This window comes from Janthinobacterium sp. 78 (genome assembly GCF_003096775.1).
Taxonomy (GTDB): Bacteria; Pseudomonadota; Gammaproteobacteria; order Burkholderiales; family Burkholderiaceae_D; genus Janthinobacterium; species Janthinobacterium tructae.
This window is the reverse complement of the sequence record NZ_QENT01000001.1, coordinates 3708348-3733283: the sequence shown is the minus strand read 5'-3', so window position 1 is coordinate 3733283 and position 24936 is coordinate 3708348. Positions and strand designations below refer to the sequence as shown.

The following is a 24936-nucleotide window of genomic DNA, read 5'->3' as shown; positions in this document are numbered from 1 at the left end:
TTCTTCCTTGTCAGCGTTCCGCTACCACCATGGTGGCGCGCTGGCTACCGATCACCAGCACGATTTCCAGAGGCAGGGCGCCATTCGGTACCTGCTGGACCACGAACGACTTGCTGTCGGCGTTATAGCTGATCCAGGATGGCAGCGCGCTGCCGTCGGCCAGCTGCGCCTGCACCGGCACGCGGTTGACGGCGGCCGCTTCGATCAGTTGCGCCGGTAGCGGGAAGCCGAAGCCGTTGCCGGCGTCGACGATCTGCTTGGGCACCGAGACCGCAATCGCGCCGCTTTGCTGCTGTGACGCCGGACGCACCAGCGCTACCGTGATGCCTGCCGTATCGGCTTTTGCCGGCGGCGTTGCGCTGTTCGCGGCCGGCGTGGCTGCTGGCGCCGTGCTGCTCAAACCGGCTCCCGTTCCCGTTCCCGCTCCGGTGCCTGGCAAGTCGCCGAGCGGCGGCATGCTCAGGCCCGGCGCCACGCGCTGTTCGGCCAGAGGCAGGGCCGGCAGCGGTGGTGGCGTCACCACCACCGGCGGCGGCACTTGCACGGCCGCGTCGGCGATATCGGCGCTCAGGCCCTGCGGCTGGCTCAGGACGTAGTTGCCGGCGTCGCCGCCGGCCAGCGCATAACCGCTGACGCTCACCGGCTTGGCCGTGCCGGCCGTGGCGTCGGCAAAGCTGGCACTGGCCGTGCCGGTCAATGCCACCTCGTCTGCGCCAATCACATTGATGGCGGCCGTGCCATTCAAGGTGGCCGTGGCGTTGCCGTCGAAGGTCTTGTTGTCGGCGCGCACGCCCGTCACGGTGATCGCGGCGGGCGTGATGCTGCCCACCAGTCCCGGCTGCTGGCCGATGACGTAGTTGCTGTCGCTGGCGGCATAGCCGGCCAGGGTAATCGCCTTGCCCGTGCCGACATTTTTGTCGGCGAACTGGCCGGTACCCACACCGCCGACCGTCACCACTTCGCCATCGAAACCCGTGACGGTCGGCGTGCCCGACAAGGCCACGTTGCGCGTGCCGTCATAGGTCTTGGCCGCCGCCAGGCTCAAGCCGCGGACCTGCAGCACGGCCGGTGTGACGCTGGCGCTCAAACCGGTCGGCTGCAGCAGCACATAGTTGCTGTCGCTGGAGGCATAGCCGCTGACCGTGATCGCCTTGCCTGTGCCGGCATTTTTGTCGGCGAACTGGCCGATACCGGTGCCGGTGACATTGACGATGTCGTTGCCCAGGGCCGTGACCACGGCCGTGCCGGTGAGGGCTGCATTGAGCGAGGTGTCATAGCTGCGGTTTTGCGCCGACACGCCCGTCACCTGCAAGGTGGCCTGCGCGATGCTGGCCTTCGTCGTGGCCGTCGTGGCGGCCAGCGTGTAGTTGCCCGCATCGGCGCCACCGGCTGCGATGCCGTTGACGGTGACGACCTTGTTGCTGCCCGCGTTTTTGTCGGCAAAGCTGGCCGAGGTGTTCGACAAGGTCAGCACGTCACCGGCGATACGGTCGTCCTGCAAGGTGACGCCGGCATTGGCCGAGGTGTCGTACACGCGGTCGACGCCGGTGGCGCTGGCGTTCAGCACGCGTGGCGTGATGCTGCTGTTGCTGTTGCCGGCCAGGGTGACGCTGTAGTTGGCGCCGCCATTGCCATCGTTCAAGGCGACCTGGTTCAGGTTGACCGCCTTGTTGCCGTTGCCGGCATTCTTGTCGGCATAGCTGAAGCTGGCGCCGGTGACGGTATCGCCTTCCACCAGCGCCGCCGACAGCGAGGACAAATCGCCGGCGCTGGCGGTATAGGTCAGGGTGCCGTCGTAGACCTTGCTGATCGCGGGAGCATTCAAGGTGATGGTTTTTGGCGTGATCACGCCGCTGCCCGTCGCCAGTGTCGGCAGCAAGTAGTTCGACAGGGCGGTATTGGCGCCAGCCGTATAGTCGGCGCCGGTCAGGCCGAGGCTGACCGTACGGTTACCCGCATTGCGGCTGTCGAAACTGCCCGTCGTCTTGTTGACAAGGACCGACTCGCCGCTGACCAGGCCCGTGAGGGCATAGCTGGCGGCGTCGATTTGCGCGGCGGTACTGCCGTCATAGCTGCGCGTGGTCGCCGTGACGGGGCCGAGCGTCAACTGGGCCGGCGTAATGCTGCCGGTCAGGCCGGCTTGCTGGCCGATCGTGTAGTTGCTGTCGCTGGAGCTGAAGCCGGAGACGCTGATTGCCTTGCCATTGCCCGCGTTTTTATCGGCGAACTGGCCGGTGCCCGCGCCGATCACGGTCACGGTTTCCTTGCCGAAGCCGCTGACCGTTGGCGCACCGGTGACATTGACGCTGGTGCTGCCGTCATAGGTTTTCGACACGCCCAGATCCAGACCGGACAAGGCCAGCACGGCCGGCGTGACGGTGGCGCTCAAACCGGTCGGCTGCAGCAGCACATAGTTGCTGTCGCTGGAGGCATAGCCGCTGACCGTGATCGCCTTGCCTGTGCCGGCATTTTTGTCGGCGAACTGGCCGATACCGGTGCCGGTGATATTGACGATGTCGCTGCCCAGTGCCGTGACCACGGCCGTGCCGGTGAGGGCTGCATTGCGCGAGGTGTCGTAGCTGCGGTTTTGCGCCGACACGCCCGTCACCTGCAAGGTGGCCTGCGCGATGCTGGCCTTCGTCGTGGCCGTCGTGGCGGCCAGCGTGTAGTTGCCCGCATCGGCGCCGCCGGCGGCGATGCCGTTGACGGTGACGACCTTGTTGCTGCCCGCGTTTTTGTCGGCAAAGCTGGCCGAGGTGTTCGACAAGGTCAGCACGTCACCGGCGATACGGTCATCCTGCAAGGTGACGCCGGCATTGGTCGAGGTGTCGTACACGCGGTCGACGCCGGTAGCGCTGGCGTTCAGCACGCGTGGCGTGATGCTGCTGTTGCTGTTGCCGGCCAGGGTGACGCTGTAGTTGGCGCCGCCATTGCCATCGTTCAAAGCGACCTGGTTCAGATTGACCGCCTTGTTGCCGTTGCCGGCGTTCTTGTCGGCATAGCTGAAGCTGGCGCCGGTGACGGTATCGCCTTCCACCAGCGCCGCCGACAGCGAGGACAAGTCGCCGGCGCTGGCGGTATAGGCCAGGGTGCCGTCATACACCTTGCTGATCGTGGGCGCATTCAATGTGATGGCTTTCGGCGTGATCGCGCCGCTGCCCGTCGCCAGGGTCGGCAGCAAGTAGTTCGACAGGAGCGTGTTGGCGCCAGCCGTATAGTCGGCGCCGGCCAGGCCGATGCTGACAGTACGGTTGCCCGCATTGCGGCTGTCGAAACTGCCCGCCGTCTTGTTGACAAGGACCGACTCGCCGCTGGCCAAGCCCGTGAGGGCATAGCTGGCGGCGTCGATTTGCGCGGCGGTACTGCCGTCATAGCTGCGCGTGGTCGCGGTGACGGGGCCGAGCGTCAACTGGGCCGGCGTAATGCTGCCGGTCAGGCCGGCCTGCTGGCCGATCGTGTAGTTGCTGTCGCTGGAGCTGAAGCCGGAGACGCTGATTGCCTTGCCATTGCCCGCGTTTTTATCGGCGAACTGGCCGGTGCCCGCGCCGATCACGGTCACGGTTTCCTTGCCGAAGCCGCTGACCGTTGGCGCACCGGTGACATTGACGCTGGTGCTGCCGTCATAGGTTTTCGACACGCCCAGATCCAGACCGGACAAGGCCAGCACGGCCGGCGTGACGGTGGCGCTCAAACCGGTCGGCTGCAGCAGCACATAGTTGCTGTCGCTGGAGGCATAGCCGCTGACCGTGATCGCCTTGCCTGTTCCGGCATTTTTGTCGGCGAACTGGCCGATGCCGGTGCCGGTGACATTGACGATATCGCTGCCCAGTGCCGTGACCACGGCCGTGCCGGTGAGGGCTGCATTCAGAGAGGTGTCATAGCTGCGGTTTTGCGCCGACACGCCCGTCACCTGCAAGGTGGCCTGCGCGATGCTGGCCGTCGTCGTGGCCGTCGTGGCGGCCAGCGTGTAGTTGCCCGCATCGGCGCCACCGGCGGCGATGCCGTTGACGGTGACGACCTTGTTGCTGCCCGCGTTTTTGTCGGCAAAGCTGGCCGAGGTGTTCGACAAGGTCAGCACGTCACCGGCGATACGGTCGTCCTGCAAGGTGACGCCGGCATTGGTCGAGGTGTCGTACACGCGGTCGACGCCGGTGGCGCTGGCGTTCAGCACGCGTGGCGTGATGCTGCTGTTGCTGTTGCCGGCCAGGGTGACGCTGTAGTTGGCGCCGCCATTGCCATCGCTGAGCGTGGCGGCGCCAAAATTGACGGTCTTGTTGCCATTGCCTGCGTTCTTGTCGGCATAGCTGAAGCTGGCGCCGGTGACGGTATCGCCTTCTACCAGCGCCGCCGACAGCGAGGACAAATCGCCGGCGCTGGCGGTATAGGCCAGGGTACCGTCGTAGACCTTGCTGATCGCGGGAGCATTCAAGGTGATGGCTTTTGGCGTGATCACGCCGCTGCCCGTCGCCAGGGTCGGCAGCAAGTAGTTCGACAGGGCGGTATTGGCGCCAGCCGTATAGTCGGCGCCGGTCAGGCCGAGGCTGACAGTACGGTTACCCGCATTGCGGTTGTCGAAACTGCCCGCCGTCTTGTTGACAAGGACCGACTCGCCGCTGGCCAAGCCCGTGAGGGCATAGCTGGCGGCGTCGATTTGCGCAGCGGTGCTGCCGTCATAGCTGCGCGTGGTCGCGGTGACGGGGCCGAGCGTCAGCTGGGCAGGCGTAATGCTGCCGGTCAGGCCGGCCTGCTGGCCGATCGTGTAGTTGCTGTCGCTGGAGGTGAAGCCGGAGACGCTGATTGCCTTGCCATTGCCCGCGTTTTTATCGGCGAACTGGCCGGTGCCCGCGCCGATCACGGTCACGCTTTCCTTGCCAAAACCGCTGACCGTTGGCGCACCGGTGACATTGACGCTGCTGCTGCCGTCATAGGTTTTCGACACGCCCAGATCCAGGCCGGACAAGGCCAGCACGGCCGGTGTGACGCTGGCGCTCAAGCCGGCCGGCTGCAGCAGCACATAGTTGCTGTCGCTGGAGGCATAGCCGCTGACCGTGATCGCCTTGCCTGTGCCGGCATTTTTGTCGGCGAACTGGCCGATGCCGGTGCCGGTGACATTGACGATGTCGCTGCCCAGGGCCGTGACCACGGCCGTGCCGGTGAGGGCTGCATTGCGCGAGGTGTCATAGCTGCGGTTTTGCGCCGACACGCCCGTCACCTGCAAGGTGGCCTGCGCGATGCTGGCCTTCGTCGTGGCCGTCGTGGCGGCCAGCGTGTAGTTGCCCGCATCGGCGCCGCCGGCGGCGATGCCGTTGACGGTGACGACCTTGTTGCTGCCCGCGTTTTTGTCGGCAAAGCTGGCTGAGGTGTTCGACAAGGTCAGCACGTCACCGGCGATACGGTCGTCCTGCAAGGTGACGCCGGCATTGGTCGAGGTGTCGTACACGCGGTCGACGCCGGTGGCGCTGGCGTTCAGCACGCGTGGCGTGATGCTGCTGTTGCTGTTGCCGGCCAGGGTGACGCTGTAGTTGGCGCCGCCATTGCCGTCGCTGAGCGTGGCGGCGCCAAAATTGACGGCTTTGTTGCCGTTGCCTGCGTTCTTGTCGGCATAGCTGAAGCTGGCGCCGGTGACGGTATCGCCTTCCACCAGCGCCGCCGACAGCGAGGACAAATCGCCGGCGCTGGCGGTATAGGCCAGGGTGCGGTCATACACCTTGCTGATCGCGGGAGCATTCAAGGTGATGGCTTTCGGCGCGATGACGGCGGTTCCCGCAGCGCTGGTCGGCAGCACGTAGTTGCCCAGCAGTGTGCTGGAACCGGCCGTGAAGTCGCCCCCGGGCAGGGTGGCGCTGACCGTGCGCGTGCCCGCGTTGCGGCTGTCGTAGCTGCCATTGAGCGTGCCGACATTGATGGTTTCACCGGCGACCACGCCGTCCAGTGCAACATTGCCGCCCGTCAGGCTGGCGCTGGTCGTGCCATCGTAGCTGCGGCCCAGCGCGCCCGTCAGGCTGGCACTGAGCGACTTGGCGGAAATGCTGGCGCCGCCGCTGGCCGAAACCGGCAGGCTGTAGTTCGACAGCGTGGTGCCCGAGCCGGCGGTGAAATCGCCGGCCGACAGGCTGGCCGTCACGCTGTTGGCGGTGGCCACATTGACGCTGTTGTAGACGCCGGCCGTTTGCGTGACACTGGCCGACTGCGCGCCGACAAAGCCCGACAGGCTGAAGTTGCCGGCACCCAGCAGGGCGCCGCTGCCGCCGTCATAGGTCTTGCCGATGGTTCCCGTCAAGCTGGCGCTCAGGGCTTTCGGCGTGATGCTGGCGCTGCCGGTGGCCATCGTCGGCAGGATATAGTTGGCCAGCGAGGTGCCGCCGCCAGCCGAGAAATCGGCGCCGGACAAGCTGGCGCTGACGCTGTTCGCGCCCAGCACATCGGCCGAGTTGTACAGGCCCGCCGCCTGGCTGATGCTGGCCGACTGGCCGCCGACCAGGCCCACCAGCTGATAATTGGCGCCGTTCAGCACGGCCGCCGTATCGCCATCGTAGGCCTTGCTCACACCGGTGAGGGTGGCGGTCAGCGCCTTGGCCGTGATGCTGCCAGTGCCGGTGGCCGATACCGGCAAGATATAGTTGCTGGCAAAGGTAGCCGCGCCGGCGCTGAAGTCGCCGGCGGCCAGGGTGGCGCTGACGCTGCTGGCGCTGATGTCGCTCGCGTTGAACAGGCCGCTGGTATTGGTAATGCTGAACGATTCCGAACCGACCAGGCCGCTCAATACATAGTTGCCGCTTGCCAAAGTGGCGGCATTGCTGGCGTCATACACCTTGCTCACGCCAGTCAGGCTGGCCGTCAGGGCCTTGGCCGCCACCGTGATGGTGCGTGGCGTGTTGCTGTCCACCGCCACCGCATAGCCGTTGTTGCCGGTCGCGCCCGACAGGTCGACCGTGATGGCGTACGGGCCGCCCGCGACGCCGGCATTGGCCGCCGCGCCGGCGGACGTTGCGGTGATGATGCCCGACAGCGCGGTGGCCACCGTGTCGCCCAGATAGGCGCCAGCCACCGCCGCTTGCGCGCCGGTCAGGCTGACCACGCGGTCGGCCAGGGTGGTGCCGGTACTCAGGTCTTCGCCATACGTCTTGCTGACGTTTTGCGTGCCGACGGTGATGGTGGGCTGGTAGGCGAACACATAGCGGTTGCCTGTTTGCGTGACCGGAGTGCCGGTATAGCTGGCGTTCCAGATGGCCGTATTCTGGCTGTCCAGGCCCCCATACGTGCTGCCGCCCGGCGCATTGGCGTACACCAGCCAGCGCGCAGCGGGGTCGCTCATGGCGATACTGCCGGCGCCATTGCCGGAATTGTTGTTGAAATTGCCCTTGGCGGCCAGGGTCACCGCCGTACCGGCGCCGCTGGCGCTCAGGACCGCGCCCGCGTTCAGCGTGACGTCGGCGCCGATGCCGCGATAACCGAGGTCGAAGCCGCAGCAATTGGCTGCCAGGTTCGGCAGGTCGCCCACCGTGCCGGCGCCATTGCCCTGATTGATCAGTTTGATGGTGGCGCCGGTGATGCTGTTGACGCTGATGGAGCCGGCCATATGGTTGGTCTTGTCGCTGCCATCGGCCATCAGCAGCGACACGTTGCCGGTGCCGGCGTCGATCTTCGCCGCCACGCCCTGCTTGTCGATGCCCATGCTGACGGTGGCGATGCCGGCGTCGCGGTAGGCGTCCTTGACGCCGTTGGCCAGGCTGTCGTTGGCGGTCAGGTTCAGATCGCGGTTGCCCGTGATGATGTCGCCCAGTACCGTAATGCTGCGCCCGGCCTGCATGGTCAGCGCGCCGCCGGCCACGCCGCCGCTGGCGTCGATGCCGCTTTTCACAAAGATGTCGTTATTCGCCTGCAAGGTCACGCTGGTGCCCGTTTTCAGCACGCCAGCGATATAGTCGGGGGTCATGGCCTGGGTTGCACCCTGTGCATCGCCGAACTGGGTCTCGCCCGGCAGCGTCATGGCGCCCGGTGTGGGCATGGTCGGCGTGAGCAGCACCACATGGCCATTGTCGCCGGTGAAAGTCACCGCCGCGCCGCCGCCGGACGTGAGCGAAATATTTGGACTATAGCCCAGGCCACCCCAGAAACGGCCATTCGGATTGCCCACCGCGGCGTTGTTGCTGCCGACCACGCCGATCAGGGGCACGCTGCCATCGCTGATGTAATTGACCGCGCCGCCGCCGCAATTCCAGTCCGGCGAGATGATGAAATAGCCGTTATTGGCGTAATCGGCGCTGTTGAGCGCATAGTAATTGGCTGGCGCCAGCCCGGTGCCGACGTAGTCGTTGGCATGGCTGCCGACCAGCGCATTGGCGGCAGACATGATGTTCTGATTGCCTTGCGCGGCATAGTCGTTCAGGCGGCCGGTGTTGCCGTCAACCCAGCTGACGGCACCGGCGTTGGCCACGCCATTCACGTCGAGGGTCGGGTTGGCCAGCAGGTAATTGCCGTTCGATAGCGCAACGTAATAACTGCCTAGGTAGTCGCTGGCCTTTTCGCCGACCAGGCTGTTGGCGCGGGTGATGTCGCCCTTGACGCCGGTGGCGCCATTGCCCCATGTCACGGCCCCGGCGTATTGCTTGGTGTCATTGGTCCAGTTGTAAGTGAGCGCGACGTAGTTGCCGGTAAACCGTTGCCTGCCGTTGACGGCGTCGTAGTTGTACAGGAAGTCGACGGTGCCTCCGACGTTGTCGCCGGCATGGCTGCCGACCAGGCTGTTGGCGCCGGAGACGATATTGTGGTTGCCTTGCGCCGCATAGTCCGACAGGCGCCCGCTGCTGCCGTCGATCCAGGTCAGGGCGCCGGCGCCGGTGGCGGCGCCATTGTCCCAGTACTGGTTCTGGATCAGGTAGTTACCGTTGACGGGCAGGGCGGTCAGCCCCCAGTTTTTCACGTCATCGGTTTTCAGGCCCAGCACGCTGTTGCTGTCCGCGATGGCGCCGGTCAGCGCGGCCGTGCCGCTGCCCCAGGTGACCGCGCCGGCATCGACGATGCTGCCATTGTTCCACTTCGCGCTGGTGACGACATAATTACCCGAATACGTGGGATTGCTCACGCTGTCGTAACCGTTCTCGAGCAGCTTGATGCCGTAGGCATTGTTGGCGGCCAGGCCCACCATATCGTCCTGTACGCTGCCGACCAGGCTGTTGCTGGCAGAAACCATGCCCACCGTGGGCGTACCAGCGCCGTCGCTCCAGCTGACCGCACCAGCGCGCAGGGCGGCGCCGTTGCGCCAGTAGTTGCTGATTGTGACATAGTTGCCGTTGGACAGGGCCGTGACGCCGTTCGAGATCGAATCGTAATGCGTGACGGTCTGGTTGCCGGCATTGGTGATCACATCGTTCGGGCCCATGAAGCCGCCGATGAAGTCCGCAGTGTTGCTGCCCAGCAGGCTATTGGTGGCGGTAATGGTATGGCCGGCATCGACGGTGGCGCCGGTGCTGCCGTTGTTCCAGGTGACGGCGCCGCGTGTGCCGTTGAACATCGGGCTGGCCACCACGTAATTGCCGTTGCTCAGCAAAGTGATGCTGCTCGATTCGTTCAGGAAGGCATTGCTGTTGTTTGCTTGATAGTAATTATACTGATAACTGCCGATGCGGTCGTTGGCATAGGTGCCGACCAGGCTGTTGCCGGTGCCCACCGCGCCCACGGTCGGCGTGCTGCCGCTCGACCACGTCACGGCGCCGGCCTTGGTGTTGCTGCCATTGGCCCAGTAGGGGCTCAGCACGACAAAGTTGCCATTGCCTTTCAATTCCATGATGCCGCTGGAACCGACCAGGTCGTTCGCTTGCGTGCCGACCAGGCTGGTGCTCGCCGAGACGTCGCCGCTCTGGTCGGCCTTGGCCTTGCCGGTGGTGCCATCGACCAGCGTGGCGGCGCCCTTGCCGCTGCTCCAGTTCGGACTGATGACGACATAGTCATTATTGGCCAGCAGGGCGATGGCTTTGCTGCCGACGCTGTCGCCGGCGTTGGCGCCCACCACGCCGTTGGTGGCCACGGTGATGGTCTTGACATCGGTGCTGAACGGCACCCAGGTGGCCGCACCGCGCCCGCCATTCCAGCTGGGACTGCTGATCACGAATGCACTGTTCGACGGCAACAGGGTCAGGCCGCCGCTGGACAGGTTGTCGCCGGCACTGCCGACCAGGCTGTTGCTGGACGCTACCAGGCCGGTGATGGGGGTGACGCCGTCGAACGAGGTCAGCGCGCCCGAGGAATTTTTCCAGTCCGAGCCGTAGACCACGAATTGCGAACCGGTCAGCACCGTCAGGTATTTGCCGACCTTGTCGGTGCCGGTGCCGGCGCCGGTGGAATCGAAGCGGGTGCTGTCGCCGATCAGGCTGTTGGCAGAACCGACCACGCCCTTGATGCCGGTGGTGCCGGAGGCGAACGTGACGGCGCCCACGCCCTTGTTCCAGTTGGTATTGGCCAGGACGTAATTATTATTGGCGAGCACCGTCACGCTGGAACCGACCAGGTCGCCGCTTTTGTAGGGCTTGTAACCGTCGGCCGGCACCACGGTCATGCCGGTGCTGCCGACCAGGCTGTTGGCAGAGCTGACAATGCCGGAGACACCGGTGCTGCCATCGCCGAAGGTGAGCGCACCGCGGTTGTTGTTCCAGCTGGCCGTGCCGACCAGGTAGTTGCCATTGTTCAGTACCGTGATCGCGTAACCACCGACGTTGTCGGAAGTGTCCAGGTTCATGGTGCTTTTATGGGTGCCGTTGTTGCCGACCAGGCTGTTGCTCGATGAGACCGCCACGGCGCCCGCGCCCCAGCCCGTGGTGCCGTTACCCCAGGTGACAGCGCCCTTGCCGCCGTTCCACAAGTTGCTGGAAACGACATAATTGCCGTTGGTCAGGGACGTCACGCCCATGCTGCCGACCTTGTCGCCGGCGTGGGTGCCATACAGGGTCGAGATCAGCGCCTGGTCGCTCTGGCGGAACAGGTAGGCCGCACCCGAGTCGGTCGCGCCGAGGTTGTCGTTGGGATTGGTGACGACGATGTAGCCGGTGCGCGTGACGGTGCTGCCCGAGGTGGTGGTCAGCGCTTTCGTGACAGCGCCGAAGCTGCCGCCGGCGGTCGGATGCGGATCGAGCAGCTCCAGCTGGCCCGACAGGTCGTTGCTGATGTAGATGTCTTTCGGATCGAGCAGCAGGGTGCCCGACTTGCCCTTCGGTGCGTGGGCATTGGCCGTGCCGCCGAAATACAGGGTTTGCTTGCCCGATACTTCCAGAATGCCGCCATCGCCCCCAGCTGCGCCGGCGCGTGCGCTGACATTGCCAGCGAACACGGTTTTTTCATCGGACCAGACCACCACCTTGCCGCCGTCGCCGTTGCCGGTGGCGTTGGCGTTCAGCGTGACGCCGGCACCGACCGAGGTTTTTGCCGCATTGCGTACGCTGGCATTGCCGCCCTGGTAGTCGCCGCCGACCAGAATCGTGCCCCCCTTGCTGGCGCCCGTGGCGCTGACTTTCGCGCCCATCAGCGACACATCGTGAGCCGTGATGACGACCTTGCCGCCTTGCTCGCCGTCGGCGCTGTAGCTGCCCGAGGTGTACACCTTGCCGGCGCCGCCATCGATGCTGATGCTGCCGCCGCCCTGGGCCGAAATCACGGCGCTGGTGGTTTCCACCAGGCCATTGGCCAGCTTGCTGACGATGGCGCCGCCGCCATCGGCGCGCACGGTGCCGCTGCTGGCCATGCGGTCGCCGCTGATGGCCACCTTGCCGCCTGCGCCCGAGGCATCGAGGCTGCCGCTGTTGTCGACCAGGCCCGAACTGTCGAGCACGATCTTGCCACCGCGCGAGGCCAAGCCTGTCGCCACCACGCTGCCCGTATTGCGCACCACGCCGCCCTGCAATTCATTGGCGGCCTGGGCCGACATGATGATCATGCCGCCCGGCGCCTGCACCGCCGAGCCGTTCTCCACCAGCGCGGCAATCGCCGAGGGCGACACCAGCACGCCGGCCAGGGTGCGGCTGTCGCTGAACTGCAGGGAAATCTGCTCGCCGGCGGCCAGCGCCACCGTGCCCGCCTGGGCGATGACGATGCCGTTGTTGCGCACCTGCGGCGCCAGCAGGGCGATATAGCCACCCAGGGCGGCATTCAGGCTGCCATCGTTGACGACGCTGCCGGTGGCGCCATTGCGCGCGAAGGCATTGCTGCCGGCCATGAAGTCGGCCGTGGCGATGGTGTGCGTGGTGGCCACCAGGCCGCCCACATTGACGGACGAGGTAGGGCTGAAATACACGCCATTCGGGTTGCTCAGGAATACCTGGCCATTGGCCGTGATGCGGCCAAAGATCTGGCTGGCCTGGCTGTCCTGCACCCGGTTCAGCGTCACCGAACCACTGTTCGGCTGCTGGAAATTGACCTGTGCCTGCGACCCCACATTGAAGGTCTGCCAGTCGATCGCGCCGCGCTGGGTGGCCTGGTTGATCGTCATCTGGCTGCCGCCCTGGGTGATCGTTGCCGCGCCACCGACCACCTGGCCGCCGGTCGGCAATTGGCTGGCGCCCGGCGGCCCGGCCCAGGCGAAGGGCGCCAGGCCCAGCCCCGCAAACAGCGCGGCCATGAAGGCGCCACGCCCGCTGCTCTTGCCGCGTCCGCGCGCGTTTTCCGCGACGGCGACCCAGGCGCCCTGTTTTTCACTCCAGATCAGGCGATAGAAGCGGTTGATGGTGGCGTGTCCGTTCATGTGGATTCTCTCTAATTATTGTAATAGGGCGACAGGGTCAGAAAGGCAGCGAAGCTTGCAGCCAGAAGCGGCTCTTGCGCAGCGTGCCGTCCTGGTCGCTGCCGTTGATGTTTGGATTCGGATTGTTGCCGATGCGGCGTGCCCAGGCGGCCCGCAGGTTCAGGCGGAAGTCGCTGACCCAGTTCACGGCCAGGCCCGCGCCTTTCAGGTTGTAGCTGTTGACGCTGGCCGCGCCATTGATGGCGTTGTCGTGGTTGACTTTGACGTGGCCCCAGTCATAGAAACCGGTCAGGCCGAAGCCGGCCGGCAGGCGCCAGCGCAGTTCCAGGTTGAGCAACTGGCCATCGCTGCCGCCCGCTTCGCTGGCTGGATAGGCGCGCACGCCGTAGTTGCCGCCAAGGTAAAACTTTTCAGAGGAATCGAGGTTCCGGTTCGCTTGCTGGCCGGACAGCGCAGCAAACAGCGACCAGCTCTCAGTCAGCGACTGCTGGCGGCTCAGGTAGTAACGCAGCTTGGTGAAATTGCCGGCCGCGCGCGTCGTGGCGGCGTCCGCCAGCTGATTGGGCGAACCGTCCAGGTCCAGCTTGCCGTGCAGCAGGCTGAGACTGGCCGCATTCGCGCCGCCGCCGCCCAGGCTGTCGAACAGATTGCCCGACAGGCCGGCCGAGAAGCCGCGGATCGTGTAATTGCTGCTGGTGGCGCCGTTTGCCTCGTTGTCGAAACGCTTGTCGTCATAATTGAGTTGCAGATACAGATTGCGCAGGCGCGAGCGCAGCAGCGGGTAGCTGGCGTCGACGCCCACAGTGTTCGAGCTGCCCTTGGCGTGCAAGGCGGCAAATTCGTCGGCCGTCAGGCGGTACGACAGATGCGAGCCGCTCACGCCCGCACGCCAGCCGGCGCTGCCCAGCGGCAGGCTGTAAGCGAGGCGCACATAGTCGCTGCCTTCGGTATGGATCAGGTTGCTGATCAACTGGTCGCCGATGCGCAAGGGGCTGTTGAGGGCCAGGTTGAGGCTGGCGCGGGTGGTGCCGGTGGAGCGGTTGCCCGTGTTATCGACGGCGGCGTCGCCTGCCAGCCACGCTTCGTCGGCCAGCTTGACCACCAGCTCGGTTTCGCTTTCCTGCTGGCCGGCGGCCAGATTGCCGCTGGCGCTGATGCCAGGCAAGTCGTCAATGATCAGCAAGGCGCGGTCGAGCGCATCGGCGTTGAGTGGCGCGCCGACAGGCTGGGCGCTGGTAACATACGGCGTGATGCGCGCCAGCGGCATGCGGGTGGTGGCCTGGTCGCCCGGGTTGACGCGCACGCCGCCAAACACGGCTTCCACGATCTGGATGGTGACGGTGCCACCATCGATTTCCTGGCGCGGCAGGTAGGCGCGCACGATCCAGCCGGCCTGGCGATAGGCCGCCGCCACGGCCAGCGCTGCGTTTTGCAGGTCCTGAAACGATAGTGGCCGCTCCAGGTAGGGCGCCACCGCCTGGGCCAGTACGGCTTCGCTCAGCAAGGTATTGCCCTGGAAACGGAATTGCCTGACGGTGACGGACAGGCCCTGCACATCCTGCATCGGTGGCGGCGCCGGCATGAGTTCCTGCGGCGACTTTTTCGGCAGGACAGGGGCGCGGCCCCTTTCCATCTGCTGTAACAGCGAGCCGGCGTCGGGCGTATTTTGTGCATAGGCCAGGTTAATTGAAGCAAGCAATAAACTGAGCAATAGCGGTTTAGGTGTGGGCATGTTTTTCACAGTCAGGATGCAGCCCTTTTCCGGGCCTGGGATTAGTTTTCCAGATGAAATAATTTTAATGCGAGGCAATTTAAATTACTATTTGTTGCATCAAATAATGTGCACCAGAGCAACATTAAATTGCATTAAAAATAATAATATATTTGTAAAATGCAATATAGATATATTATATTTAATGATAATATAATTTTAAGTTTTCTTTTTTTGCAGGATTCAAACTGGCCGGAAATATCGATTTGCTATCGCATGGGGGACGGCGCACCGTATAATCGGCGGGCATTCATCTATCCTCATGGAGTTCCATTTGCACTTGCCGATCCGCTATCCGAATATGCCGCAGTTGCTGCTCAAGGCCCGCGACAGCCTGCTCCAGCATTTCCGCCCCATCCTGAATCACTTCGGCGTGACGGAGCAGCAGTGGCGCATCATGCGCGCGCTCAACGAAAGCCCCACGCTGGAACCGCGCGAGCTGTGTAATATCTGCCAGATTTCCAGTCCCAGCATGAGCGGCATCCTGGCGCGCATGGAAGAAATCGGCTTGATCGGGCGCAGCAAGTTCGAAGGCGACCAGCGCCGCCGCAAGGTGCACCTGTCGGAAGCGGGCGCCAGTTTGCTGCTGCAGATGGGTAAACTCATCGACCTGCAGTATGCCCACCTGGAAACGGCCTACGGCAAGCAAGTGTTCGAAGACATGCGCCGCACCCTGGAAGCTTTTATTGCTCTCGAAACCCTGCCGGTGGCGCCCGCCATCCTGCGCTGAACCCCAAACCTCTCCTTGCCTGAGCATTCATCGGGCGCGTGTTTTTCAACACGCGCCGCCGCTGCTTTTCTCATGCCTGTTTCGCATTTCCCCGCATCCTGCCGGGCTTGCGTCCGCGCGCCTGCCAGTTTTGCTATAAGACTACGCCCTACAGTCAATTACTTACATGTGAGTAAATAAGCGTATAATTTGCCCTACTTGATCCAGATCAAGAACAACAGCGGATTCCCGTTCGCTGGATGGGGCGGCAACGCGGCGCCACAGCCGGTATTGCGCCATCGCGGCGGCAATGCTTGTCTGGCGTACAACAAAACAGGAAAGTCAGGAAAAAATGAACACACCATGCATGCGCGCTGCGGCGCTGGCCGTCTCCACGCTCATCGGCGCAAACGTTTGCGCCCAAAGCAATGTCACCATTTACGGCGTGGTCGATGCGGCGACCGCCTACGCGAGCAACCAGGGCGGCAAGTCGAACACTTACATGCGCAGCGGCAACTTGTCCGCCAGCAAGATCGGTTTCCAGGGCGTGGAAGACCTGGGCGGTGACCTGAAGGCGCTGTTCTTGCTGGAAAACGGCTTTGAAAGCGATACGGGCGCGCAAAGTTCGGCCAGCTCCCTGTTCAACCGCCAGGCCTACGTGGGCCTGCAATCGAACGCCTACGGCACCCTGACGGCCGGCCGGCAGTACACGCCGTACTACCTGCTGGTGGGTTCGCTGGCGTCGAGCAACGTCTTGACGGGCGCTACCGGCGCTCACCCGGGCGATATCGACGGCCTCGATACGACCGTGCGCATCAGCAATTCCGTCACCTACAGCATGCCCGCATGGCGCGGCCTGCAGGCGAGCGCGCAATACGGTTTTGGTGAAGCGGCCGACGGAAATGCCGCGGGCAGCAGCTTCAGCGCCGCCGTCAAGTACAGCACCTCGCCGGCCGAATTCGCGCTCGGCTATCTGAAACTGAAAAATGGACAGCATGGCGCCGGCTGGAGCGACAACGCATCTGGCAGCTTCGGCATCTCGGCCATCAACCAGGGCTACGCCTCGGCCGAAAGCATCGCATTCATCGCCGCCAGCGCGCGCTACACCATGGGCAAGTGGATGGTGGGCGCCAATGCCAGCAATGTGCAATACCAGGCTGGCAGCCGCTCGGCCTTCCGCGACACGGCCATCTTCAACACGGCCGGCCTGATATCGCGCTACCAGCTGACGCCGCAGTGGTTCCTGTCCGCCGGCTACAGCGATACTTTCGCCAGCCGTGCCAACGGCGTGTCGGACCGCGCGCGCTACCGCCAGCTGTCGTTCGAACAGAATTATGCGCTGTCCAAGCGCACGGCCATCTACCTGATCGAAGCGCGCCAGCTGGCGCGCGGCCAGACCCTGGGCCAGGGCGGCGCCATCATCGATGCCGTCGCCTCGGTCGGCGATTCGCAAAACGGCACGCCATCGTCGAACGGCGGGCAGACGGTGGTGATGGCCGGTCTCAAGCATTCTTTCTGAACGGTTGCTGAACTCACGGGAGCTTCAATTGGACGCTACACACAATAAGGAGGGCCGCGGCCCTCTCAATCCCGGCCGCCGCATGGTGCTGGCCGGCTTGCTGTCGGCTTCGGCCGCGGCGCTGATTCCCTGGGCGCTGGCCGAACCGGTCGCCAGTGCCGAGCAGGGCGCCTTCCTCGGCGTGTCGGCCATGCTGGTCGGGCGCCAGGTGCTCGACCCCGTGCTGGCCAGGCGCCTGTATGACGCGCTGGTGGCGCAGGACGCCGCCTTTCCCGCCAAGGTGCGCGCGCTGCTGAAGCTGATCAATGCGCAGGGTCTGCAGGCGGCCGGCTTGCAGGAAGCGCTCGACGCGCTCGACCAGGCGCAGTCGCCGCTGGCGGCCTTGCCGCGTCAGATCGCCAGCGCCTGGTACCTGGGCATCGTCGGCACGGGCGAGGCGGCCGTCTGCGTCGCCTACGAGCAGGCGCTGAACGCGGCCGTCGTGGCCGACGTGCTCAAGCCCCCCACGTATTCCTACGGCGCCTACGGCAGCTGGGCCAGAAAACCAATTTAAGGAGCCATCATGGCTGAAGAACTCTCCGCCGATTACCTCGTCATCGGCTCCGGCATCATCGGCTCCCTGGCCGCGCGCAAGCTGGCGCTGGCGGGCGCCTCGGTGCTGATCCTGGAAGCGGGCCCGCGCGTGTCGCGCGGCGAAATCGTCGCCCGTTTCCGCAACACGACGCGCCGCAGCGACTGGATGTCGCCGTATCCGTCGGTGGCCACGGCGCCGCACCCGATCTACCAGCCGAAGGATAACGGCCATCTGGTGCAGGCCGGCCCGTATCCGTATCCGGCCGAATACATCCGCCAGTTCGGCGGCACCTCGTGGCACTGGGCCGCGCAGGCGTGGCGTAATGTGCCGAACGACTTCCGCATCCATACCCTGTATGGCGTGGGCGTCGACTGGCCGATCAGCTATGAAGACCTGGAACCGTTTTACCAGGAAGCGGAAGACATCATGGGCGTCTCGGGTGCCGACAATACGGGTTCGCCGCGCAAGCAGGCCTTCCCGATGGATCCGGTGACGGAGCCGTACGCCATGCGCCGCATCCGCGAGCGCCTCGACCCCGCGTACAAAGTGGTGGGCAATACGGTGGCGCGCAACAGCGTCAGCTACGATGGCCGTCCGGCCTGCTGCGGCAACAACAGCTGCCAGCCGATCTGCCCCATCGACGCGCAATATCACGGCGGCATCGCCGCGCAGCAGGCGGAAGACGCGGGCGTCAAGATCGTCTGCAATGCCAACGTCTACAAGCTGGAACACGACGCGCAGGGCCGCATCACGGCCGCGCTGTATTACGACGTCGACAAGAACAGCCACCGGGTCACGGCCAGGACCTTCATCCTGGCGGCGAACGGCATCGAAAGCCCCCGTTTGCTGCTCGTTTCCGCCTCGGACAAATACCCGAATGGCCTGGCCAACAGCAGCGACATGGTGGGCCGCAACCTGATGGACCACCCGAGCACCTCGATCACCTTCGACGCCGATGAAGACCTGTGGCTGGGCCGGGGCCCGCAAAGCCCCAACTCCATCAACACTATGCGCGACGGCGACTTCCGCAGCCAGCATTCGCCATACCGTCTGGACTTCACGAACATTTCGAGAGTCGACGGGGCCTCGAAGGAATTGATCGGCAAGGGCGTCTTTGGCGCCGAATTCGAACAGCAGCTGCGTTTCCGCTCGGCGCGCGAAATGAGCCTGAAAAACGTGCTGGAAGTGCTGCCGAACCCGGAAAACCGCATTGCCCTCAGCAGCGAAAAGGATGCCATGGGCATCCCCAAGCCGCAGGCGCATTATGCGATCGACGAGTACACCAAGCGCGGCCACGAGCGCTCGAAGCAGGATTTCGAGCACATCGCCAAGCTGATGGGCGGCACCAATCTGCGCCACAGCAAGGAAGGCGTGTTCGCCAACAACCAGCACATCTGCGGCACCTTGTCGATGGGTTCCGATCCGGCCAAGGCCGTGTGCGACCAGTGGGGCCGCACCTTCGACCACGCCAACCTGTTCTTGTGCAGCACCGGCGTGCTGCCTACGTCCGGCACCTGCAATTCGACGGAAAACGGTCTGGCGGTGGCTTTGCGCACCGTCAAGCATATCCTTGACGAACAACAGGGAGGAACAGCATGATGGCGACCTTCCGGCTGGCGGCCGGCGCCGCTTTGTTATCCCTCATGGCCTTGCCGGTGCTGGCGGCGCAAGCTCCTGGCGCAGACGTGCAGGCGATCGAACGTGGCCGCTACCTGGCCACGGCGGGAGACTGCATCGCCTGCCATAGCGTGCCGGGCGGCAAACCGATGGCGGGCGGGCTGGCCCTGGCCACGCCATTGGGCGCCATCGTTGCCACCAACATCACGCCATCGACAACGCATGGCATCGGCAACTACACGCTGGCGCAGTTCTCCGACGCCGTGCGCCACGGCGTGCGGGCCGACGGCGCGCACCTGTACCCGGCCATGCCCTACACGGCCTACGCCAAGGTGACGGATGACGACACGGCCTCCCTGTACGCCTACTTCATGCATGGCGTGGCGGCGGTCGATACGGCGCCGGCGCAAAAGACGGACTTGCCGTTCCCGTTCAACATCCGCATGTCGATGGCGCTCTGGAATTGGCTCTTCCTCGACAAAAAGCCATTCGTGGCCGATGCGGCCAAGAGCATGGAGTGGAACCGCGGCGCCTATCTGGCGCAAGGCCTGGCCCACTGCACCACGTGCCACACGCCGCGCAATGCGCTGATGGCCGAGCAACTGTCGAAGGAGCTGGGCGGCGCGGACCTGGGTACCTGGTACGCGCCGAACATCACCTCGGACGTCAACAGCGGCATCGGCAGCTGGAGCCAGCAGGAGCTGGCCGGCTACCTGCGCACGGGCCGCGCGGCCAACAAGGCGCAGGCGGCCGGACCGATGGCCGAAGCCATCGACCATAGCCTGAAGCACCTGAGCGATGCGGACTTGAACGCCATCGCGCATTACATCATGAGCGTGCCCGCCATCCGCGACAAGGCGGACGTGAAACCGGTGACGCAATGGGGCAAGGCTGGCGACGAGTTGAATGCCATCCGTGGCGTGCCGCTGCCGCAAAACCTGAACCAGATGTCGGGTGCGCAGCTGTACGATGCGCAGTGCGCCAGCTGCCACCAGGCCAGGGGCGAGGGCAGTTTTGACGGCAGCTTGCCGCCGCTGTTCCATAACTCGGTGACGGGCCGCAGCAACAGCAACAACCTGGTGATGGCGATACTCGATGGGGTGGAGCGGCAGGACGGCAAGGGTAATCATACTGCGGGACATCTGATGCCCGCCTTCCGCCAGACCCTGTCGGACGAGCAGATCGTCACCCTCGGCAATTACGTGCAGACGATGTACGGCAATCCCGCTGTCAAGGTGACGGCGGAGCAGGTGACGACCTTGCGCAATGGCGGCGCGCCGTCCAACCTGATCGGCCTGGCCCGCGCGGCCATCATCGTCGGCGTGCTGGTGCTGCTGGCACTGCTGCTGTGGTGGCGGGGACGGCGGCGCAAGGCGGTGTAAGCCCTGAAGCGGAGGCTGGGGTCTGACCCAAAGGGTCTGACCCCTTTTTTTTTACGCCGCAAAACCACCGTCGATCTTCAGCCCGGCGCCCGTGACGAATGCCGCTTCCGCGCTGGCCAGGTAGGCGACCATGCCGGCGATTTCATCGGCCGTGCCGTGGCGGGGTAGGGCCATCAGGCCGTGCATCAGGTCGGCGAAGTCGCCGGTCGGCGGGTTCATGTCGGTGGCGACTGGGCCAGGTTCCACATTGTTGATGGTGATGCCGCGCGGCCCCAGGTCGCGCGACAGGCCTTGCGTCAGGCCGATCAGCGCCGATTTGCTCATGGCGTAGGCGGCCGCGCCGCCGAACGGCATGCGGTGCGCATTCGTGCTGCCGATATTGATGATGCGCCCGCCCGTCTGCATGTGCGCCACGGCCGCCTTGATGGCGACGAACACGGCGCGCACGTTGACGTTCAAGGTCTTGTCGAAGTCTGCCAGCGAAAAATCGTCGATGGCGCCGGGCAGGAACACACCCGCGTTGTTGACGAGGATATCGATATGGCCAAACTGCGCCGCCACCTTGTCGATGGCCGCCGTCAGGGCTGCGGCGTCGGCCGCATCGGCCTGCACGCCCAGCGCCTTGCCGCCGGCTGTTTCCACCGTGGCGGCCAGCGCCTGCGCTTCGGCGGCGGAGCTTTTATACGTGAAGACGACATTGGCGCCCTGGCTGGCCAGGCGGCGCACGATGGCCGCGCCGATGCCGCGCGAGCCGCCCGTCACAAACGCGATCTTGTTTTGCAGTGGTAAAGAGGTGTTGCTGGTGGCTTGGGTTTGCATGATGGGCTTTCTGTGTGAGGAGTCGAGGAAACCAGTATCTGCTTTCCATTGCCAGCGCGCTAGCCATGAATCGCTACAATCACTTTCAACCATCAGTATCAAATGAGGGGGTAAAATAGGCGCATGGACGCCCTCAATCACTTGCAATCGTTTGTGCTGTCTGCCGAACTGGGCAGCTTTTCGGCGGCTGCGCGCCGTCTGGGGCTGACGCCGGCGGCCGTCAGCAAGAACGTGGCGCGGCTGGAAGCGAGCCTGGGATTGCGCTTGTTCCAGCGCAGCACGCGGCGATTGACCCTGACGGAAGGGGGCGAGCGTTTCCTGCAGCAGATAGGCGGCGCCCTGTCCACCCTGCGTGAAGCGATCGCCGGCGTGGCCGAAGAGGGCGGCCAGCCGGCCGGCATATTGAAAATCAGCATGGCGCCGTCGTTCGGGCGCAGCTACGTGGTGCCCCTGCTGGGCGACTTCATCGCCCGCTACCCGGGCGTGGTCCCCGACTGCCATTTCGACAACCGGCAAGTGGACTTGATCGGCGAAGGATTCGATGTCGCCATCGGCGGCGGCATCGAGCTGACGCCGGGCGTGGTGGCGCGCGAACTGGGCCACGTCCACGTCGTCGCCACGGCGTCGCCCGCCTTCATGCAAGGTAAAACCATGCCCATGCACCCGTCGGATCTGGCGCACTTCGACGGCGTGGCACGCCGCTCGGCCGGCAGCGGCAGATTGCGCAGCTGGATACTGCGTGACGGGCAGGGCGGCGAAGGCGTGGCCGAATCCCGCCCGCGCGCCATCTTCGACGACCCGGACGCGATGGCGCAGGCGGCCGTCATGGGAGTCGGCGTAGCGCTGCTGCCCATGCCGCACGCGCTGACCCACTTGCGCAGCGGAGCCTTGATTCGCTTGCTGCCCGGCTGGCATGCCGATTCCGGTCCCTTGTCCGTGTACTATGCCAGCAAGAAGCTGCTGCCCGCGAAGACGCGCGTTTTCGTCGATTTTTTGCTGGAGCAATTCCGCCAGCGCGATTTCGCCGCGCAGATACGGCCCGATTAAACTATGAAAAATTCCCATGCATAGCACACAGCCTGTTTTACACCTTTGACGGCGATCAACCAGCCCACTTCCGGGAAGCGCGCGTGTTCGGCATGACCGTGTGGACGGCCGCCGGCGCGGCCATGACCTGGGGCGAGGATACTCGCAAGGACTACGCCAGCGAGGCCGAAGCGCACGCCACCTACCTGGCCCATTGCCGCGCCGCCCTGGCCGATGGCCATACCTTGGCGCGCGAGAGCGACATCGACCCGGCCGTCTTTGATTTTGCGCTGCTGCAAACGCTGCTGGCCGACGCCGCGCGCCGAGCGTTTGACTGTGTACGGCGTGCGCATCCGGACCAGCATATCGACTCTTTCGCGCTGGTGAGCGACGACAGCGCCATGACGATAGGCTGCATGGCGAATAGCCGCGAAGCGCTGGCCGCCTCGGAATATGGCGAAGAAATGCTGTGGAACCCGGCCGAATGGGCGTTTGACGACGGCGGCGCGTATTTCGACAGCGCCTACCGTTTGCTGCTACAGGCGCACCGCGAGCTGCCGTTCGACGTCGATTTCGACACCTTCCGCAGCGGCGTGTTCGACGCCTGCATCGCGGCGCTGGCGCAGCTCGATGCTGAAGGTGTCTTTGGCTCCGGTGCGCAGCGCGAGGAGTTCGTGCTGCTGTTCGAGGTGAGCGACAGCGAGCCCGTGGAAGGCGCCATGGCGCGCCTGAATCCACCGGCCGTGGTGGCGCGGTTCGAGGCGTGGATGGCCAGCTGGGCCAACTAAGGCCTACGCCGCCACCAGCCTGAGTCGCGTAATCTCCGCCGGCGCGCCGATGCGTTTCGGCGGGCCCCAGTACCCGGTGCCGCGGTTCACATAAATCCACAATCGGCCGCGCCGGTGCAGGCCGGCCACATACGGCTGCTGCAGCGGCACGAACAGATTCCATGGCCAGAATTGTCCCCCGTGCGTGTGGCCCGATAATTGCAGGTCGTAGCCGGCCGCTTCGGCCTCGGGCGCGCTGCGCGGCTGGTGCGCCAGCAGGATGCGGGGGATATCGGCCGGTGCGCCGGCGATGGCCGCTTGCGGGTCGCTTTTCTGCGCCGGATCGAAGGCGGCCGCGTTGAAATCGGTGACGCCGGCCAGTGCCAGGCGCGCGCCGTCGTGTTCCAGCACCGCATGTTCGTTCATCAGCACGCGCAAGCCCAGGCGGCGAAATTCCGCCACCCAGGGCGCGGCGCCCGAATAGTATTCGTGGTTGCCAGTGACGAGGAAGACGCCGTGGCGCGCGCGCAGCTCGCCCAGTGGCGCCGTGTGGCTGCCCAGTTGCGCCACCGTGCCATCGACCACGTCGCCCGTGATGGCGATGAGGTCCGCCTGCAGGCCGTTGGCGCGCGCCACGATGGCTTCCACGTAGGCGCGCTGGATGGTGGCGCCCACGTGGATGTCGCTCAGTTGCACGATGCTAAAACCGTGTAGGGCGGCCGGCAGGCCGGCGATCGGCACGTCGACTTCGCGCACGCGCGCCACACGGCGGGCGTTGATGAAGCCGACGACGCTGGCCAGCAGCGCCAGGGCCAGGGCCGCCACGGCGGACGCTTGCGCGTGCGGGCGGGTGGCGGGAATCAGCATCAGCAGCTCGCGCAGCACGGTGAGCACGAACAGCGAGGAAAAAAAGCCCATGCACAGCGAACCGGCCCAGCTCAAACGGTCGGCCAGGCGCGCATCGCCCGTGACGGCGCGCGCGAAGATGGTCATCGGCATCAGCATGGTCGATGCCAGCAAGACGGCGCCACCCAGCAGCCAGCCGGCCACGCCGATGGGAAGCGCAGGCAGCAGCAGCCAGCCCAGCAGGGCGTGCAGGGCGCCCAGGATCATGGTGATGCGCAGCAGCGGCGTGCGGGTTGTCATGTCAAGGTTCCAGAAGTGGGGCGCCCAGATAGGCGGAAGTGATGCGCGTGAAACTGCCATCCTGGCGCATGCGCCGGAATACGCGGTCGAAGGCGGCGGCCAGCGCGGGCGAGCCTGTATTCTTGCGAAACACGATATAGGTGTCGAAGCGGGCCAGTGGCGGCGCCACGCGGACGATGCCTTGCAGTTTCAACTGTTTGACCGTGTACTGGCCGACGACGCCGTCCGCCAGCACGGCATCGATGCGGCGCAGCGCCAGTTTCTGGAAGTTGGCGGCATCCGTCGGTACGTCGGCGATGCTCCAGCGGCCCTGCGCCACGCCGGCGGCGATGGCTTCGGGCAGGCGAAATCCACCGCGCACGCCGATCACTTTGCCAGCCAGGTCGTCCAGCTTGCCCACGGCCGGCAGCGTGTCGGCCTGCCGCACGAACAGCGCGTACTCGGTCGGCTGCAGCGGTACCTTGCCAAATTCCAGGTACTGCTCGCGTGCCGGCGTGCGGCTCATGGCGAAGGCGCAATCGACCGTGCCCTGCGGCCTGGCCAGCTCACTTTCGAGCCGGCGCCATGGCATGGCGCGAAATTCAATGGCGATGCCCAGGCGGGCTGCCGCCTCGCGCAGCACATCGACGTTCAATCCCTCGATGCGGCCTTGATTCTGCATGAAGTAGGGTGCGAAGAGGTCGTCATGGCAAACCAGCCTGCCTGGTAATCCTGCTTCGGTGCTTGCCGCCACGGCCTTGCTGGCCGGCATTGCCAGCAAGGCCGTGGCGGCAAAGGCGGCCAGCCAGGCACGGGGGCGCAGCCATGTGGAAAAAGGCACAGCAGCGCCATTACCTATCGTTTTTTGCTGCAATTGTTCATCCCGGTTGGCCCGAA

Annotated in this window: 12 protein-coding genes; 7 read left to right on the top strand and 5 right to left on the bottom strand. The window is 65.1% G+C overall.

Going from position 1 to position 24936, the window contains the following annotated elements:
- Positions 1-10: 10 nt before the first annotated feature.
- The gene (locus tag C8C92_RS16390; RefSeq protein WP_116744605.1) at positions 11-12730 is read right to left on the bottom strand and encodes a YDG domain-containing protein; all 12720 of its coding nucleotides are present in this window, start codon (positions 12728-12730) and stop codon (positions 11-13) included.
- 37 nt (positions 12731-12767) lie between these two features.
- On the bottom strand, positions 12768-14462 hold the full coding sequence (locus C8C92_RS16385; protein ID WP_116744604.1) for a ShlB/FhaC/HecB family hemolysin secretion/activation protein: 1695 nt from the start codon (positions 14460-14462) through the stop codon (positions 12768-12770).
- A gap of 313 nt (positions 14463-14775) precedes the next feature.
- On the opposite strand from C8C92_RS16385, the gene hpaR reads away from it, so the two are divergent.
- The 5 genes from hpaR (at position 14776) to C8C92_RS16360 (ending at position 20302) form a co-directional block, all read left to right on the top strand.
- Positions 14776-15231: a homoprotocatechuate degradation operon regulator HpaR gene (gene hpaR / locus C8C92_RS16380; protein WP_243420247.1), complete on the top strand. Its 456-nt coding sequence runs from the start codon at positions 14776-14778 to the stop codon at positions 15229-15231.
- 331 nt (positions 15232-15562) lie between these two features.
- A complete protein-coding gene (locus C8C92_RS16375) occupies positions 15563-16729 on the top strand; it encodes a porin (protein ID WP_347708472.1) in 1167 nt (388 codons plus the stop codon).
- A gap of 28 nt (positions 16730-16757) precedes the next feature.
- Positions 16758-17282 (top strand): sorbitol dehydrogenase family protein, encoded by a 525-nt coding sequence (locus C8C92_RS16370; protein WP_243420246.1) that lies wholly within the window; start codon positions 16758-16760, stop codon positions 17280-17282.
- 9 nt (positions 17283-17291) lie between these two features.
- A complete protein-coding gene (locus C8C92_RS16365; protein WP_099763564.1) occupies positions 17292-18902 on the top strand; it encodes a GMC family oxidoreductase in 1611 nt (536 codons plus the stop codon).
- Entirely contained in the window at positions 18899-20302 is a 1404-nt protein-coding gene (locus C8C92_RS16360; RefSeq protein WP_116744601.1) for a cytochrome c, read from the top strand. Before C8C92_RS16365 ends, C8C92_RS16360 begins: the two co-directional genes overlap by 4 nt.
- Before the next feature lie 51 nt (positions 20303-20353).
- Here the strand turns inward: C8C92_RS16360 and C8C92_RS16355 are convergent, their stop codons facing one another.
- Complete coding sequence (locus tag C8C92_RS16355; protein ID WP_116744600.1) at positions 20354-21121, bottom strand: SDR family oxidoreductase; 768 nt, start codon at positions 21119-21121, stop codon at positions 20354-20356.
- Between the two features lie 123 nt (positions 21122-21244).
- Here C8C92_RS16355 and C8C92_RS16350 point away from each other — a divergent pair, with 123 nt between their 5' ends.
- Positions 21245-22168 (top strand): LysR family transcriptional regulator, encoded by a 924-nt coding sequence (locus C8C92_RS16350; RefSeq protein WP_116744599.1) that lies wholly within the window; start codon positions 21245-21247, stop codon positions 22166-22168.
- 92 nt (positions 22169-22260) lie between these two features.
- Positions 22261-22935 (top strand): DUF4303 domain-containing protein, encoded by a 675-nt coding sequence (locus C8C92_RS16345; protein WP_116744598.1) that lies wholly within the window; start codon positions 22261-22263, stop codon positions 22933-22935.
- A gap of 3 nt (positions 22936-22938) precedes the next feature.
- Here C8C92_RS16345 and C8C92_RS16340 read toward each other — a convergent pair whose 3' ends face one another.
- The gene (locus tag C8C92_RS16340; protein WP_116744597.1) at positions 22939-24060 is read right to left on the bottom strand and encodes a metallophosphoesterase; all 1122 of its coding nucleotides are present in this window, start codon (positions 24058-24060) and stop codon (positions 22939-22941) included.
- Between the two features lies 1 nt (position 24061).
- A complete protein-coding gene (locus C8C92_RS16335) occupies positions 24062-24880 on the bottom strand; it encodes a transporter substrate-binding domain-containing protein (RefSeq protein ID WP_133250772.1) in 819 nt (272 codons plus the stop codon).
- Positions 24881-24936: the final 56 nt, after the last annotated feature.

What these genes read in the sequence shown, in the direction of transcription:
- C8C92_RS16385 (WP_116744604.1), bottom strand. Translation starts at nt 14,462, where the DNA reads ATGCCCACACCTAAACCGCTATTGCTCAGTTTATTGCTTGCTTCAATT.
- C8C92_RS16355 (WP_116744600.1), bottom strand. Translation starts at nt 21,121, where the DNA reads ATGCAAACCCAAGCCACCAGCAACACCTCTTTACCACTGCAAAACAAG.
- C8C92_RS16365 (WP_099763564.1), top strand. Translation starts at nt 17,292, where the DNA reads ATGGCTGAAGAACTCTCCGCCGATTACCTCGTCATCGGCTCCGGCATC.
- C8C92_RS16390 (WP_116744605.1), bottom strand. Translation starts at nt 12,730, where the DNA reads ATGAACGGACACGCCACCATCAACCGCTTCTATCGCCTGATCTGGAGT.
- C8C92_RS16340 (WP_116744597.1), bottom strand. Translation starts at nt 24,060, where the DNA reads ATGACAACCCGCACGCCGCTGCTGCGCATCACCATGATCCTGGGCGCC.
- C8C92_RS16360 (WP_116744601.1), top strand. Translation starts at nt 18,899, where the DNA reads ATGATGGCGACCTTCCGGCTGGCGGCCGGCGCCGCTTTGTTATCCCTC.
- C8C92_RS16375 (WP_347708472.1), top strand. Translation starts at nt 15,563, where the DNA reads ATGAACACACCATGCATGCGCGCTGCGGCGCTGGCCGTCTCCACGCTC.
- C8C92_RS16350 (WP_116744599.1), top strand. Translation starts at nt 21,245, where the DNA reads ATGGACGCCCTCAATCACTTGCAATCGTTTGTGCTGTCTGCCGAACTG.
- C8C92_RS16345 (WP_116744598.1), top strand. Translation starts at nt 22,261, where the DNA reads ATGACCGTGTGGACGGCCGCCGGCGCGGCCATGACCTGGGGCGAGGAT.